The 14,134-nt window shown below is 65.7% G+C and carries 13 protein-coding genes and 1 pseudogene; 2 read left to right on the forward strand and 12 right to left on the reverse strand.

The window, feature by feature from the left end; all coding sequences use genetic code 11:
- Positions 1–62: 62 nt before the first annotated feature.
- From hscA to AP428_RS08265, 10 genes and pseudogenes are all read right to left on the reverse strand, one after another.
- Entirely contained in the window at positions 63–1,931 is a 1,869-nt protein-coding gene (hscA, locus tag AP428_RS08220; RefSeq protein ID WP_054927961.1) for a Fe-S protein assembly chaperone HscA, read from the reverse strand.
- 54 nt (positions 1,932–1,985) lie between these two features.
- Positions 1,986–2,513 carry a Fe-S protein assembly co-chaperone HscB gene (gene hscB, locus AP428_RS08225; RefSeq protein WP_006491598.1) on the reverse strand — a complete coding sequence of 176 codons (528 nt, stop codon included), beginning with the start codon at positions 2,511–2,513 and terminating at the stop codon, positions 1,986–1,988.
- A gap of 96 nt (positions 2,514–2,609) precedes the next feature.
- The gene (iscA, locus tag AP428_RS08230) at positions 2,610–2,933 is read right to left on the reverse strand and encodes an iron-sulfur cluster assembly protein IscA (RefSeq protein WP_011549461.1); all 324 of its coding nucleotides are present in this window, start codon (positions 2,931–2,933) and stop codon (positions 2,610–2,612) included.
- A 65-nt stretch (positions 2,934–2,998) separates the two neighbouring features.
- A complete protein-coding gene (gene iscU, locus AP428_RS08235; RefSeq protein WP_006478389.1) occupies positions 2,999–3,406 on the reverse strand; it encodes a Fe-S cluster assembly scaffold IscU in 408 nt (135 codons plus the stop codon).
- Positions 3,407–3,473: 67 nt separating this feature from the next.
- Positions 3,474–4,697, reverse strand: a complete 1,224-nt coding sequence (locus AP428_RS08240) for an IscS subfamily cysteine desulfurase (protein ID WP_011549460.1) — start codon at positions 4,695–4,697, stop codon at positions 3,474–3,476.
- Positions 4,698–4,762: 65 nt separating this feature from the next.
- Positions 4,763–5,302: a Fe-S cluster assembly transcriptional regulator IscR gene (gene iscR, locus AP428_RS08245; protein WP_006401955.1), complete on the reverse strand. Its 540-nt coding sequence runs from the start codon at positions 5,300–5,302 to the stop codon at positions 4,763–4,765.
- 114 nt (positions 5,303–5,416) lie between these two features.
- Positions 5,417–5,899 (reverse strand): low molecular weight protein-tyrosine-phosphatase, encoded by a 483-nt coding sequence (locus tag AP428_RS08250; protein WP_011549458.1) that lies wholly within the window; start codon positions 5,897–5,899, stop codon positions 5,417–5,419.
- 101 nt (positions 5,900–6,000) lie between these two features.
- Positions 6,001–6,228 (reverse strand): hypothetical protein, encoded by a 228-nt coding sequence (locus AP428_RS08255; RefSeq protein WP_006478387.1) that lies wholly within the window; start codon positions 6,226–6,228, stop codon positions 6,001–6,003.
- Positions 6,229–6,356: 128 nt separating this feature from the next.
- Positions 6,357–7,770 (reverse strand): annotated as a pseudogene (locus AP428_RS08260) (lactate utilization protein B).
- Between the two features lie 34 nt (positions 7,771–7,804).
- Complete coding sequence (locus AP428_RS08265) at positions 7,805–8,527, reverse strand: (Fe-S)-binding protein (RefSeq protein ID WP_006478385.1); 723 nt, start codon at positions 8,525–8,527, stop codon at positions 7,805–7,807.
- A gap of 183 nt (positions 8,528–8,710) precedes the next feature.
- Between AP428_RS08265 and AP428_RS08270 the strand changes: the two genes are divergently transcribed.
- Complete coding sequence (locus AP428_RS08270; RefSeq protein ID WP_006478384.1) at positions 8,711–9,520, forward strand: IclR family transcriptional regulator; 810 nt, start codon at positions 8,711–8,713, stop codon at positions 9,518–9,520.
- 123 nt (positions 9,521–9,643) lie between these two features.
- Here AP428_RS08270 and pbpG read toward each other — a convergent pair whose 3' ends face one another.
- Entirely contained in the window at positions 9,644–10,810 is a 1,167-nt protein-coding gene (gene pbpG / locus AP428_RS08275; RefSeq protein ID WP_011549454.1) for a D-alanyl-D-alanine endopeptidase, read from the reverse strand.
- Between the two features lie 654 nt (positions 10,811–11,464).
- Between pbpG and AP428_RS08280 the strand changes: the two genes are divergently transcribed.
- Positions 11,465–12,031: a phasin family protein gene (locus AP428_RS08280; RefSeq protein WP_006478382.1), complete on the forward strand. Its 567-nt coding sequence runs from the start codon at positions 11,465–11,467 to the stop codon at positions 12,029–12,031.
- Between the two features lie 191 nt (positions 12,032–12,222).
- On the opposite strand, the gene lpdA is transcribed toward AP428_RS08280, so the two are convergent.
- Positions 12,223–13,995 carry a dihydrolipoyl dehydrogenase gene (gene lpdA / locus AP428_RS08285; RefSeq protein ID WP_054927962.1) on the reverse strand — a complete coding sequence of 591 codons (1,773 nt, stop codon included), beginning with the start codon at positions 13,993–13,995 and terminating at the stop codon, positions 12,223–12,225.
- Positions 13,996–14,134: the final 139 nt, after the last annotated feature.

Below are 14,134 nucleotides of genomic sequence, written 5' to 3' on the forward strand. Positions count from 1 at the left end.
CGCCGCGCGCCGCACGTTCATCATCGCGCGGGCCGTTGCCGGCCGATGCGCGGTTCGTGGGTTCAGATCTCGTCGAGCCGGCGGCCCGACAGCGCGCGCTTGATGCTCTTGTCCATCCGGCGCGCCGCAAATTCGTCGGTACCGTCGGCCAGCGCCTTGGTCGCCGCTTCGATCGCCTGCGTATCGTCGCCCTGCGCGACCGCGCGCAACGCCGCGGCCAGCGCGTCGACCTGCGCGCGCTCGTCGGCCTCGAGCAGTTCGCCGTCGGCCGCCAGCGCGGCCTGCGTCGCCTCGAGCATCCGTTCGGCCTCGACCTGCGCTTCGCGCAGCGCGCGGGCCCGCATGTCGATTTCGGCGGTCTTGAAGCTGTCTTCCAGCATCTTCGCGATGTCGTCGTCGGCGAGGCCGTACGACGGCTTCACGACGACCGATGCCTCGACGCCCGACAACTGCTCGCGTGCGAACACCGACAGCAGGCCGTCCGCGTCGACTTGATACGTCACGCGAATGCGCGCGGCGCCCGCCGTCATCGGCGGAATGCCGCGCAGCTCGAAGCGCGCGAGTGACCGGCAGTCGGCGACGAGCTCGCGCTCGCCCTGCACGACGTGGATCGCCATCGCGGTCTGGCCGTCCTTGAAGGTCGTGAATTCCTGCGCACGCGCGATCGGAATCGTCGAATTGCGCGGAATGATCTTCTCGACGAGGCCGCCCATCGTCTCGACACCGAGCGATAGCGGAATCACGTCGAGCAGCAGCCAGTCGTCGCCGGTGCCGCGATTGCCCGCGAGCAGATCGGCCTGGATCGCCGCGCCGAGCGCGACGACCTGGTCCGGGTCGAGGTTCACGAGCGGCGGCTGGCCGAAATACTTGGCGACCGCGTCGCGGATCACCGGCATGCGCGTCGCGCCACCGACGAGCACGACGCCCTTGATGTCGGCCGGCGTGACCTGCGCATCGCGCAGCGCCTTGCGGGTCGGCGTGAGCGTGCGCTGCACGAGCGGCTCGACGAGCGACGCGAAGGTATCGTGCGAAATCGTCTGCACGAGGTGTGCGCCGCTCGACAGCGTCACGTCGAGCGCCGCTTCGGGCGCCGACGACAGCGCTTCCTTCAGCACGCGCACCCGATCGAGCAGCAGGCGCACATCTTCGGGCGCGAGCGTCTTCGCGTCGATCCCGGCCTGCGCGAGCACGTGGCCGAACAGCGCGTGGTCGAAATCGTCGCCGCCGAGCGCGGAATCGCCGCCCGCGGCCAGCACCTCGAACACGCCCTTGGTCAGCTTCAGGATCGACAGGTCGAACGTGCCGCCGCCGAGGTCGTACACCGCGTACAGGCCTTCGGCCGCGTTGTCGAGGCCATAGGCAATCGCCGCGGCGGTCGGTTCGTTCAGCAGGCGCAGCACGTTGAGGCCCGCGAGACGCGCGGCATCCTTGGTCGCCTGGCGCTGCGCATCGTCGAAGTAAGCGGGCACCGTGATCACCGCGCCGACCAGATCGTCGCCGAGCGAATCTTCCGCGCGATAACGCAGCGTCGCGAGAATCTCGGCCGACACTTCGACCGGGCTCTTCACGCCGTCGATCGTACGGATCTGCACCATGCCCGGCGCATCGACGAATTCGTACGGCGCGTTCGCCGCGCCTTCGACCTCGGCCTTGCCGCGGCCCATGAAGCGCTTGACCGACACGATCGTGTTGCGCGGATCGGTCGCGGCCTGCTCCTTCGCTTCGTGGCCGATGCGGCGGCCGCCCTTCTCGAGGTAACGGACCACCGACGGCAGCAGCACGCGGCCCGCTTCGTCCGGCAGGACTTCGGGCACGCTGTTGCGCACGGCGGCGACCAGCGAGTTCGTCGTGCCGAGATCGATCCCGACGGCGAGTCGCCGCTGGTGCGGCGCCGGCGCCATGCCCGGTTCGGAAATTTGCAGTAAAGCCATCTTGGTTCGTTCGGGCGCTCGGCCCGTTTGCTGCGCGTGCCGCAAGGCACGCGGTTAAGTTTCGAGGCGCTCGATCTGCGCGCCCACTTCCGACGCGACCCGTTCGATGAACATCAGCTGGCGCACGGCTTCCGCGGCGGCCTGGTCGGCGCCGCTGTCGAGCAGCGTGCCGAGGCGCTCGACGCGCACGCGCTTCTCGTCGCGCAGCTCGGCGAGCAGCGCATCGAGCGCGTCGACGTTGCGGGCGGCCGCGGCATCCTCGATGCCCTCGCGCCACTCCATCTGCTGCATCAGGAACGCAGGCTCCATCGCCGTGTTGTTTTCCGCGCCGATGTCGACACCGCGCAGCGACAGCAGATAGGACGCGCGCTTCAACGGATCGCGCAGCGTGCGGTACGCCTCGTTCGCGCGAGTGGCCCATTGCATCGCGATACGCTTTTGCGCGTCGCCGGCCGCCGCGAAGCGGTCGGGATGCACCTGCGTCTGCACCGTCCGGTAGGCGGCGTCGAGCGCCGTCTCGTCGAGCGCGAATTGCGCCGGCAGGTGAAACAGATCGAAATGGCTGTCTTTCAGCGAAACCATCGTCGCGTTCAATTCCGGTTCGTCGTGCGGCAAACGCCGCACATTAAAAAGGCGGCCCGTGCCGCCTCTTGCCCGCATCGCGCGGAGGGAGCCGCGTCACACGCGGAACGATTCCCCGCACCCGCACTCGTCCTTCACGTTCGGGTTGTTGAACTTGAACCCTTCGTTCAGGCCTTCGCGGGCGAAGTCGAGCTCGGTGCCGTCGATATACGCGAGGCTCTTCGGATCGACGACGACCTTCACGCCATGGCTCTCGAACACCTGATCCTCGGGAGCCAGATCGTCGACATACTCGAGCTTGTACGCGAGCCCCGAGCACCCGGTCGTACGAACGCCAAGCCGCAGGCCCACACCCTTGCCGCGACGGACGAGGTATTTCTGAACGTGCTGTGCTGCTTTTTCGGTCAGTGTAATTGCCATGATGTCCTTGCCGCGGCGCCCCACTCGGAGGCCCCGCGTTTCCTTCCCTAGCCGCTCGATGCCGCTCAGGCTGCTGCCTGATCGCTTTCCTTGGTGTCGTGGCGCTTCTTGTAGTCGGCCACGGCTGCCTTGATCGCGTCTTCCGCGAGGATCGAGCAGTGAATCTTCACCGGCGGCAGCGCGAGTTCTTCGGCGATCTGCGTGTTCTTGATCGACAGTGCCTCGTCGAGCGTCTTGCCCTTCACCCATTCGGTGACGAGCGAGCTCGATGCGATCGCCGAACCGCAACCGTAGGTCTTGAACTTCGCGTCTTCGATCACGCCGTCCGCGCCGACGCGGATCTGCAGCTTCATCACGTCGCCGCATGCCGGCGCGCCGACCATGCCCGTGCCGACCGTGTCGTCGTCCTTCGCGAACGAACCGACGTTGCGCGGGTTTTCGTAGTGATCCAGAACCTTGTTGCTGTAAGACATGACTCAGACTCCTTGACTCGTTACGTCTGCGTGCGTCAATCCGCCCGCGGTTGCATTCAATGCGGTATCAGTGTGCGGCCCATTCGATCGTCGACAGATCGATGCCTTCCTGGTGCATTTCCCAGAGCGGCGACAGTTCGCGCAGCTTCGCGATCTTGCTGTTCAGCAGGTTGATCACGAAGTCGACTTCCTGCTCCGTCGTGAAACGGCCGACCGTGAAGCGGATCGAGCTGTGCGCGAGCTCGTCGTTGCGGCCGAGCGCACGCAGCACGTACGACGGCTCCAGCGACGCCGACGTGCACGCGGAGCCCGACGACACCGCGACGTCCTTGATCGCCATGATCAGCGACTCGCCTTCGACGAAGTTGAAGCTGATGTTCAGGTTGTGCGGGACACGGTGATCCATGTCGCCGTTCACGTAGGTTTCCTCGATCTGCGACAGGCCGCGCAGCAGCTTGTCGCGCAGCATGCGGATGCGCTCGTTCTCGGTCGCCATTTCCTCGCGCGCGATGCGGAACGCTTCACCCATGCCGACGATCTGGTGCGTCGGCAGCGTGCCCGAACGCATGCCGCGCTCGTGACCGCCGCCGTGCATCTGCGCTTCGATGCGCACGCGCGGCTTGCGGCGCACGTACAGTGCGCCGATGCCCTTCGGGCCGTAGGTCTTGTGTGCCGAGAACGACATCAGGTCGACCTTCAGCTTCGCGAGGTCGATCGCGACCTTGCCGGTCGACTGCGCGGCATCGACGTGGAACACGATGCCCTTCTCGCGGCAGATTTCGCCGATCGTCTCGATGTCCTGGATCACGCCGATCTCGTTGTTCACGTGCATCACCGACACGAGGATCGTGTCCGGGCGCAGCGCGGCCTTGAACACGTCGAGGTCGATCAGGCCGTCATCCTTCACGTCGAGATAGGTGACTTCGAAACCGTCGCGCTCGAGCTCGCGGCACGTATCGAGCACGGCCTTGTGCTCGGTCTTCACCGTGATGATGTGCTTGCCCTTGCCCTTGTAGAAGTTCGCGGCGCCCTTGATCGCGAGGTTGTCCGACTCCGTGGCGCCGGACGTCCAGATGATCTCGCGCGGGTCGGCGTTCACGAGTGCGGCCACCTGTTCGCGCGCTTCCTCGACTGCACGCTCCGCGTCCCAGCCGTAAGCGTGGCTGCGCGACGCCGGGTTGCCGAACTGCTCGCGCAAGTACGGCACCATCTTGTCGACCACGCGCGGATCGACGGGCGTCGTCGCGCTGTAATCCATATAGATGGGCAGGTGGAGAGTCTCTTGGGTCATCTGTCGCTCCGGGTATTCTGTGCAGGGACTATGTGCGTTATGGGGTATGGCGGGCGCTTTCGCGCTCACGAACTCGCGATGTTGAACACCGAATTGGGGCCGAGCGGCATCGTGCGCACGGGCTCGGCCGGTGCGGCGACGGGCTCCGGCGCGCGACGGTCGCGCAGCACCGCGGGGGCGCCCTCGCGTGCGCGCTGCTGATCGACGAGATCCTGCAGCGACACCGAATCGAGGTATTCGACCATCTTCTGGTTCAGCGTCGACCACAGCTCGTGCGTCATGCAATGGCCGTCGGGCTGCTTCGAGCCGTCGCACGTGCCTTTGCCGCCGCACTGCGTGGCGTCGAGCGGTTCATCGACCGCGATGATGATGTCGGCAACGGTGACGTCCTGCGCGCGACGCGCGAGGTTGTAGCCGCCGCCCGGGCCGCGCACGGATTCGACGATTTCATGCCTGCGCAGCTTGCCGAACAGCTGTTCGAGATACGAGAGCGAAATCCGCTGGCGCTGGCTGATGCCTGCAAGCGTCACCGGGCCCTGCTCCTGGCGCAGTGCCAAGTCAATCATCGCCGTGACGGCGAAACGGCCTTTGGTGGTGAGTCTCATGGTGTCTAGGGGACTGCAATCTTGACGATTTTGGTCAAGTATAAATATTTGACGTTTTTAGTCAAGTATCCATGTCTTTGAAAGGGTATTCGCAGGCCGCTGAATAGCGTGCGGTCAGTGCGCCGTGCGTGCGCGCAGCGTCTCCAGCAGACCCGCGCATGCGCGCTCGACCTGGTCGAGCACCTGCTCGAAGCCTTGCGCGCCGCCGAAATACGGATCGGCCACTTCGGTTTCGGTCGCGCCCGGCGCGAATTCCATCAACAGGCGCACTTTCTCGCGGTGCTGCGGCGGGCAACGGCGGCGCAGTTCGGCGAGATTCGCCTCGTCCATCGCGAGCAGCAGGTCGAATTGTTCGAAATCCGCCGCGCTCACCTGCCGGGCGCGCAGCGCCGACAGATCGTAGCCGCGGCTGCGGGCCGCCGCCTGCGCCCGCGTATCGGGCGGCTCGCCCACGTGCCAGTCGCCGGTGCCGGCCGAATCGATCGCGATCCGGTCGGCCAGCGCGGCCGCGTCGACCTGGTGGCGCATCACGCCTTCCGCGGTGGGCGAACGGCAGATGTTGCCGAGACAGACGAAACAGATCGCAACGCGGGTCATCGCACTATCGAAAAGCCGCGGCGGACCGCGTGGGAGAAGAACACGCCATTATACAAAGGCGGCCGAAATCGCGCCGTCGCGCAAAGCGACGGCGCCCTGCCTTACAGCGCCTTCGGCGCAGCGAGCACCATGTCGCCGGACGCCGCCGGCAGCGGCTGTGCCGCGTCGCCGACCAGCCCGAACGACACCGCGCGCGCCAGTTCGGCGGACGCCTGGTGAACCGCGAGCGGGCCGCGCGACGGCGCACCGGCCATCGCATGCAGATAGGCAACCGCTGCCAGCGGAACCACGATTGCCAGCGGCCAGTACATCGATATTGTCTTTTTCATGATGCGGACCTCCTTGACCTCGTACCCCGAAACCCAATTCCGGGGACTACAGACGAGATTCTATAGATCGCATCTATCGAGATAAATATACAAATAGCGAACGCACTGTTGCTGCCCGCTGAACAGTGTCAGCCGAGATGGCTTTGCGACGCCGCATACAGCTCGCGGAAGGTGCGCCCGGTCGGCGTCGGCATGTCGCGCGTATCCATCCAGCCGCCCATCATCGGCAGGCGCCGCAGCATGCCGCCGTCGCCGCCCAGCCGCTCGAGGATGCGCACCGCGAGCTTGGTCGTCAGCGCATACAGCAGCGGCCGCCGGGCGAAGAAACCCCACGCGGCGAGCGCCGCGCGCTCGCGCCATGGCCGCAGGTGGCGCTCGACCTGCTTCTCGCGCAGCGTGCGCAACAGGTGCGACAACGGAATCCCGGCCGGGCAGACGCTGTCGCATTCGCCGCACAGCGTCGCCGCCTGCGGCAGGTCGAGCGTGCGGTCGAGCCCGACGTAGCTCGGCGTCAGCACCGAGCCCATCGGCCCCGGATAGACCCAGCCGTACGCGTGGCCGCCGACCTTCTGGTACACCGGGCAATGGTTCATGCAGGCGCCGCAGCGGATGCAGCGCAGCATCTCCTGGAATTCGCCGCCGATCAGGCCCGTGCGGCCGCCGTCGACGAGCACCACGTAGTTGTGCTCGGGGCCGTCTTCGTCGCCCGGCCCGCGCGGCCCGGTCAGCAGCGAGAAATAATTCGACGTCTTCTGCCCGGTCGCGGAACGCGGCAGCAGGCGCATCGCGGTCGCGAGATCCTCGAGGGTCGGCAACACCTTCTCGATGCCGGTCACCGCGACATGCACGCGCGGCATCACCGTGCACATCCCCTCGTTCCCTTCGTTCGTCACGATCGCGACCGAGCCCGTCTCGGCAATCACGAAGTTGCCGCCCGTCACGCCCATGTCGGCCGACACTGAAATGCGGGCGCAGCACCTCGCGCGCCTCGCGCGTCATGTCCGGAATCTCGGTGAGCCGCTCGCGCTGGTGCGTGCGTGCGAACAGGTCGGCGATCTCGTCCTTGTCCTTGTGCACGACGGGCGCGATGATGTGGCTCGGCGGCTCGTTGTCGTTGATCTGCAGGATGTATTCGCCGAGGTCCGTCTCGATCGATTGCACGCCCATCTCGGCGAGCACCGCGTTCAGGCGCATTTCCTCGGACACCATCGACTTGGTCTTGATGACCTTCTTCACGTCGTGCCGGCGTGCAATGTCGGCCACGAGCCGCGCGGCGTCCGCGGTCGTTTCCGCGAACAGCACCGTCGTGCCGCGCCGCGTCGCCTCGCGCTCGAATGCCTCGAGCCACACGTCGAGATGCTCCAGCGCGCGGTTGCGGCGCGCCTTGAGCGCGGCGCGCGTGGCCGGGAAGTCGATCAGCGTCATCGCGTCGGCGCGCGCGGACACGAACTTCGTCGACAGCTTCTTCAGGTTCTGCTGCAGGCGCTGGTCGGCCAGCTTCTGGCCGGCGCGCGCCTTGAAATGCATCGATTGGACTTGCATCGCGGTATCGGGGAAAAGTGAGCGGAACCGGGCGTCAGACGTCGCCCGCCAGCACCTGCGCGACGTGCAGCACGCGCGTGTCGCGGTCGCCGGTGCGGCGCAACCGCCCTTCGATGTTCAGCATGCAGCCGAGATCGCCGAGCACGACGGTGCCCGCGCCCGACGCGCGCACGTTCGCGCATTTCTCGTCCGCGATGGCCGCCGAGATGTCGCCGTATTTCACCGAGAACGTGCCGCCGAAGCCGCAACAGTGCTCGCAATCCTTCATCTCGGTCACCGCGACGCCGCGCTGCGCGAGCAGCGCACGCGGCTGCGCCTTCACGCCGAGCTCGCGCAGGCCCGAGCACGAATCGTGATAGGTGACCGGGCCGGTGAATTCGCCCGGCGCGAGCGACACCTTCGCGACGTTCGCGAGAAAATCGGTCAATTCGTGGACTTTCTGCTGGAACCGCGTGTAACGCCCCATCAGTTCGGGATCGTCGCGGAACAGGTCGCCGTAGTGCGCGCGGATCATCCCGCCGCACGAACCCGACGGCGCGACGACGTAATCGAACTGCTCGAACTCGCGCAGCGTCTTTTCCGCGAGATCGCGCGCGAGCGCGCGGTCGCCCGAGTTGTAGGCCGGCTGGCCGCAGCAGGTCTGCGCGGGCGGCACGATCACTTCGTAGCCGGCGTCGCGAATCAGCTTGAGCGCCGAAAAGCCGATTTCGGGGCGCATCAGGTCGACCAGGCAGGTCACGAACAAACCGACTCGCATACGTGCTCCTTCGAGAAAACGGCTCTCATTATCCGACGTTTGGCTGGCAAGACCAACGCCGGCCCGTGCGCAAGCCCGCGGTACGCGAAACGAGGACTTCCTCGAACGGCGTTCGCTTTTTTCACGATACGAGATACAATCGTTCCAACACCGCTTGACGCGTCAACCGATTCCTCCCCCGACATGAGCCAACCCACCCCGGATTCAAAAACGTCGATCCAGGTGATCGAACGCATGATGCGGTTGCTGGACGCGCTCGCCGCGCACAGCGACCCTGTCAGCCTGAAGGAACTTGCGCAGCGCACGGAGCTGCACCCGTCGACCGCGCACCGCATCCTCAACGACATGGTGACCTGCCGCCTCGTCGACCGCTCCGATCCCGGCACCTACCGCCTCGGCATGCGGCTGCTCGAGCTCGGCAACCTCGTGAAGGCACGCCTGTCGGTGCGCGACGCGGCGCTGATGCCGATGCGCGAGCTGCACCGCCTCACCGGGCAGACCGTGAACCTGTCGGTGCGCCAGGGCGACGAGATCGTCTATATCGAGCGCGCGTACTCCGAGCGCTCTGGAATGCAGGTCGTCCGCGCGATCGGCGGCCGCGCGCCGCTGCACCTCACGTCGGTCGGCAAGCTGTTCCTCGCAGCCGACGAAACGTCGCGCGTGCGGGCCTATGCGACGCGCACCGGGCTGTCCGGCCATACGCAGAACAGCATCACCGACATCGCGAAGCTCGAGCGCGAGCTGACGATCGTCCGCCAGCAATCGTGCGCGCGCGACAACGAGGAGCTCGAACTCGGCGTGCGCTGCATCGCGGCCGGCATCTACGACGATTCGGGCAAGCTCGTCGCGGGCCTGTCGCTGTCGGCGCCGGCCGACCGCCTGCAGGACGCGTGGCTCGGCCAGTTGAGCCGGACGGCGCTCACCATCTCGGAATCGCTCGGCTACCGGCCGGCGCCCGAAAAGGACGTGGACGGGTTGCAGCGGCAGGCGTGAGCCGCGCCGTCGGCCCCGCTTCCGGCTCCGATTCCGGTTTCGCCGGATAAAAAAAGCCCCGCGATTGCGGGGCTTTTTCGTTGCAGCAACCGGTGCGGTACGGCGGCGAACCGCCGCACACGATCAGGTGCCGCCGGCCGGCGTGTTGGCCGCCGTCAGGCGTTCGCCGCCGCCGGCATCGAGCCAGTTGCGCAGGCGCGAGGCGTCGGCGAAGCGCGAGTACTTGCCGAACGAATCCAGCAGCACCATCACCATCGGCCGGCCGTGGATCGTCGCCTGCATCACGAGGCATTCACCCGCTTCGTTGATGAAGCCCGTCTTCTGCAGGCCGATGTCCCACGAACCGTTGCCGCGGATCAGCGCGTTGGTGCTGTTGTAGACCAGGTTGCGCTTGCCCGTGTACACCTCGTACGTGCGATCGGTCGAGAACTGGCGGATCATCGGGTACTGGTACGCCGCATTGACCATCTTCACGAGGTCGCGCGCGCTCGACACGTTCGAGCTCGACAGGCCGGTCGAATTCTCGAAGTGCGTATCGGTCATGCCGAGCGCCTTCGCCTTTGCGTTCATCGCCGCGATGAACGCCGGACGGCCGCCCGGGTAGTAACGCGACAGCGCGGCCGCCGCACGGTTTTCCGACGCCATCAGCGCGATGTGCAGCATGTCCTCGCGCGACAGCACCGAGCCCACCGACAGGCGCGAGCCCGTGCCCTTCTCGTAGTCGCGGTCTTCGTCGGTGACTTCGAGCTGGTCGGTCATCGGCGACTTCGCGTCGAGCACGACCATGGCCGTCATCAGCTTCGAGATCGACGCGATCGGCACGACCGCGTGCGAATTCTTGTCGAACAGCGGCTCGCCGGAATTCTGGTCGACGACGTACGCGACGCTGGAGCGCAGCGCGAGCGCGTCGGGCGTATCGTGCAGACCGAACGCCTGGCCGACCGTCGGACGGCGCGGCTGGAACGCGACCTTGCGCACCGCGCCGCGATGGCCGCCGTGCACGTTGCTCGCCGCGAGCGTCACGCGCTTGCGCGACGCTTTCGCGCGCGGCGCATCGGCCGCGGCGACCTTGGCGGATTTATCGGTGGTCGCCTTGGCCGACTTCTTCTTCGCTGACGAAGCAGGAGCGACGGCCTTTTTCTTGGCGGCTTGGGTCTTCGCAGTGGCGGCGAAGGCGTCGGCGGGCGTGACGGACGCGGTGGTCGCCAGCAACGCGACTGCGACCGACACAGCGGTGCCGAGCGTCATGCTCTGCAACAATCTGCGCGGTGAAAACGATTCGGCTTTCATTGGGGTCTGGACAAAGCGGGCGGGAGGTTTCCGCAAGTGTAGTTAAAGCTGAAAAAAAGAGCAATATTAGGCACTTACCGATCGTCTTTAAACCGGAATGTAAGAGTCGGCCAACCTCCGGCCAATCGACCCTTCCGATCCCATCGAAAAAAACGATGGGATGCACTGCCCGACAGCGCCCGTCTCCCGATTACCACGCGGTTAATTGAGATAACGTCACTTCGGAGGCGATTTAAAGCGGGGAAAGTACGTATCCGGTGCTCGGCGTGCCACAGGCGCCGGTCTCGACCGTGGCGGCGGCACGTCGCCACGGCACGCGCATCGAAACAGCGCGTTTTTCGACAGGAACAGAAGGATAACGTTCCATGGGCCTGTCAGGTTTACCTGTGCATGATCATGGTGCGGCGCGCTTGCCCCGCCACCGTGCGCACCATGTGGGAACAAGCCTGAAACCGATTCCGAACGACCGCGATAACTCGTTGTTTTATCGATAATTTGTCGCGATTGTGCAACGCACAAAAAGTGCTTGACATCCGTGTTCTCTGCCCTAAAATAGGCCTCATTGCTGCGTTGCACAAAGCACGCGGCGCCGAAGTTCCCCAGCGTAGTGCCCTTTATTCTGCGATCGACGCGATCGCTTTTCAGGAGCCTGACATGTCCTTGCTGACCCCCGAGCAAATCGCCGCCGCCCAGAAAGCCAACCTCGAAAGCCTGTTCGGTCTGACGACCAAGGCGTTCGAAGGCGTCGAAAAGCTGATCGAACTCAACCTGCAGGTCGTGAAGTCGACGCTGACCGAGAGCCAGGAAAACGCGCAGCGCCTGCTGTCGGTGAAGGACGCGCAGGAACTGATCGCGCTGCAAGCGAGCCTGTCGCAGCCGGTCGCGGAAAAGGTGCTGTCGTACGGTCGTCACCTGTACGAAATCGCATCGTCGACGCAAGCCGAGTTCGCGAAGGTCGCCGAAGCGCAATTCGAAGAGCAGAACAAGAAGGTCCAGGCACTCGTCGACAACGTCGCGAAGAACGCCCCGGCCGGTTCGGAAACGGCTGTCGCCGCACTGAAGTCGGCGCTGAACGCTGCGAACACCACGTACGAAACGGTCCAGAAGGCCACGAAGCAAGCAGTGGAAATCGCTGAAACGAACTTCAACGCCGCTGCTGCCGTCGCAACGAAGGCTGCCACCGCTGCTGCCGCACGTCGTTCGAGCAAGCCGGCCGCGTAAGCGTCCCCTGCTCCTGAAAGAGCCGCGCCCAGCGCGGCTTTTTCGTTTCTGGCGCCGGAATGCGCGCGAGCGGCAACTGCCCGCCACATTCGAGCCTGTCGCGCGCCACGCAAAAGAAAACGCCGCCACCCGGATTACCCGGGCGACGGCGTTTTGTCATGGCCGGCGCGTGGCCGGCCGTGCCGGTCGCGTTACTTCTTGCGCTGCGGCGGCAGGTCCGTGCAGACGCCTTCGTACAGCTCGGCGGCCATGCCGACCGATTCGCCGAGCGTCGGGTGCGGATGGATCGTCTTGCCGATGTCTTCCGCGTCCGCGCCCATCTCGACCGCGAGGCACACTTCGCTGATCAGGTCGCCCGCGTTCAGGCCGACGATCGCGCCGCCGATCACGCGATGGGTTTCCTCGTCGAAGATCAGCTTCGTAAAGCCTTCGTCGCGGCCGTTCGCGATCGCGCGGCCCGAAGCGGCCCACGGGAACACGGCCTTGCCGTACTTGATGCCTTCGGCCTTGCACTGGTCTTCGGTCTTGCCGGCCCACGCCACTTCCGGATCGGTGTAGGCCACCGACGGGATCTGCAGCGCGTCGAAGTACGCCTTCTCGCCATGCGCGGCTTCCGCTGCGACGTGGCCTTCATGCACGGCCTTGTGCGCGAGCATCGGCTGGCCGACGATATCGCCGATCGCGAAGATGTGCGGCACGTTCGTGCGCATCTGCTTGTCGACGTCGATGAAGCCGCGGTCGGTGACCGCGACGCCGGCCTTGTCGGCACCGATCTTCTTGCCGTTCGGGCTGCGGCCCACCGCGACGAGCACGAGGTCGTAGCGCTGCGCTTCCGCCGGCGCCTTCTCGCCCTCGAACTTCACGTAGATGCCGTCTTCCTTCGCTTCCGCGCCGACCGTCTTGGTCTTCAGCATCACGTTGCCGAAGCGCTTCGCGTTGTACTTTTCCCAGACCTTCACGAGATCGCGGTCGGCGCCCATCATCAGGCCGTCCATCATTTCGACGACGTCGATCTCGGCGCCGAGCGTCGAGTACACCGTGGCCATTTCGAGGCCGATGATGCCGCCGCCGATCACGAGCATGCGCTTGGGCAACTGGCGCAGTTCGAGCGCGCCCGTCGAATCGACGACGCGCGGGTCTTCCGGCATGAACGGCAGCTTCACGGCCTGCGAGCCGGCGGCGATGATGGCCTGCTTGAACTTGACGACTTTCTTGCCGTTTTCGCCCTGCACTTCCATGTGGAACGGATCGACGAACGCGCCGACGCCGGTGACCACTTCGACCTTGCGTGCCTTCGCCATGCCGGCGAGGCCCGTCGTCAGTTTCTTGACGACGCCGCCCTTGAAGTCGCGCAGCTTGTCGAGATCGACCTGCGGCTTGCCGAACGTGATGCCGTGCGACGCGAGCGCCGCGGCTTCCTCGACGACGAGCGACGTATGCAGCAGCGCCTTCGACGGGATGCAACCGACGTTCAGGCAGACGCCGCCGAGCGTCGAATAGCGTTCGACGAGTACGGTCTTCATGCCGAGGTCGGCGGCGCGGAACGCGGCCGAGTAGCCACCGGGGCCGGCGCCGAGCACGAGCATGTCGCACTCGATGTCGGCGGCGCCGCTGTAGCTGCCGGCTTGCGGCGCAGGCGCCGGCGCGGCGGTGGCCGGAGCCGGTGCGGCGGCTGCGGGCTTCGGCGCCTCGGGTGCTTTCGCGGGTGCGGGCGCGGCTGCGCCTGCCGAGGCTTCGACGATGGCGATGACGGTGCCTTGCGAGACTTTCTCGCCGGCTTTGACCTTGACTTCCTTGACGGTGCCGGCGACGTCGCTGGGCACTTCCATGGAGGCTTTGTCGGATTCGAGCGTGATGAGCGTTTGCTCTTTTTCGATCACGTCGCCGGGTTTGACGTTGACTTCGATGACATCGACGCCGCTGAAATCGCCGATATCCGGAACCTTGACTTCGATGAGACTCATGACTGTCCCCTTCTTGATTAGCTGCAGAGAGAGAGGGAGGGACTGGCGAAAAGACGGAACCTGCCTACATGCGGCCTGACAAGAGAACGCGACGTTGGGCGGGAACCACCTTTGCCGTCCGCCCAAGGACGCGCCTTTC

It is taken from the genome of Burkholderia sp. E168m22, assembly GCF_001319805.1.
Taxonomy (GTDB): domain Bacteria; phylum Pseudomonadota; class Gammaproteobacteria; order Burkholderiales; family Burkholderiaceae; genus Burkholderia; species Burkholderia orbicola.

Bases quoted from the DNA above. Each gene is read 5' to 3' on its own strand.
- AP428_RS08250 (WP_011549458.1), bottom strand. From the start codon at position 5,899: ATGACCCGCGTTGCGATCTGTTTCGTCTGTCTCGGCAACATCTGCCGT.
- iscR (WP_006401955.1), bottom strand. From the start codon at position 5,302: ATGAGACTCACCACCAAAGGCCGTTTCGCCGTCACGGCGATGATTGAC.
- AP428_RS08255 (WP_006478387.1), bottom strand. From the start codon at position 6,228: ATGAAAAAGACAATATCGATGTACTGGCCGCTGGCAATCGTGGTTCCG.
- hscA (WP_054927961.1), bottom strand. From the start codon at position 1,931: ATGGCTTTACTGCAAATTTCCGAACCGGGCATGGCGCCGGCGCCGCAC.
- AP428_RS08240 (WP_011549460.1), bottom strand. From the start codon at position 4,697: ATGACCCAAGAGACTCTCCACCTGCCCATCTATATGGATTACAGCGCG.
- AP428_RS08270 (WP_006478384.1), top strand. From the start codon at position 8,711: ATGAGCCAACCCACCCCGGATTCAAAAACGTCGATCCAGGTGATCGAA.
- iscA (WP_011549461.1), bottom strand. From the start codon at position 2,933: ATGGCAATTACACTGACCGAAAAAGCAGCACAGCACGTTCAGAAATAC.
- lpdA (WP_054927962.1), bottom strand. From the start codon at position 13,995: ATGAGTCTCATCGAAGTCAAGGTTCCGGATATCGGCGATTTCAGCGGC.
- iscU (WP_006478389.1), bottom strand. From the start codon at position 3,406: ATGTCTTACAGCAACAAGGTTCTGGATCACTACGAAAACCCGCGCAAC.
- hscB (WP_006491598.1), bottom strand. From the start codon at position 2,513: ATGGTTTCGCTGAAAGACAGCCATTTCGATCTGTTTCACCTGCCGGCG.
- AP428_RS08280 (WP_006478382.1), top strand. From the start codon at position 11,465: ATGTCCTTGCTGACCCCCGAGCAAATCGCCGCCGCCCAGAAAGCCAAC.
- AP428_RS08265 (WP_006478385.1), bottom strand. From the start codon at position 8,527: ATGCGAGTCGGTTTGTTCGTGACCTGCCTGGTCGACCTGATGCGCCCC.
- pbpG (WP_011549454.1), bottom strand. From the start codon at position 10,810: ATGAAAGCCGAATCGTTTTCACCGCGCAGATTGTTGCAGAGCATGACG.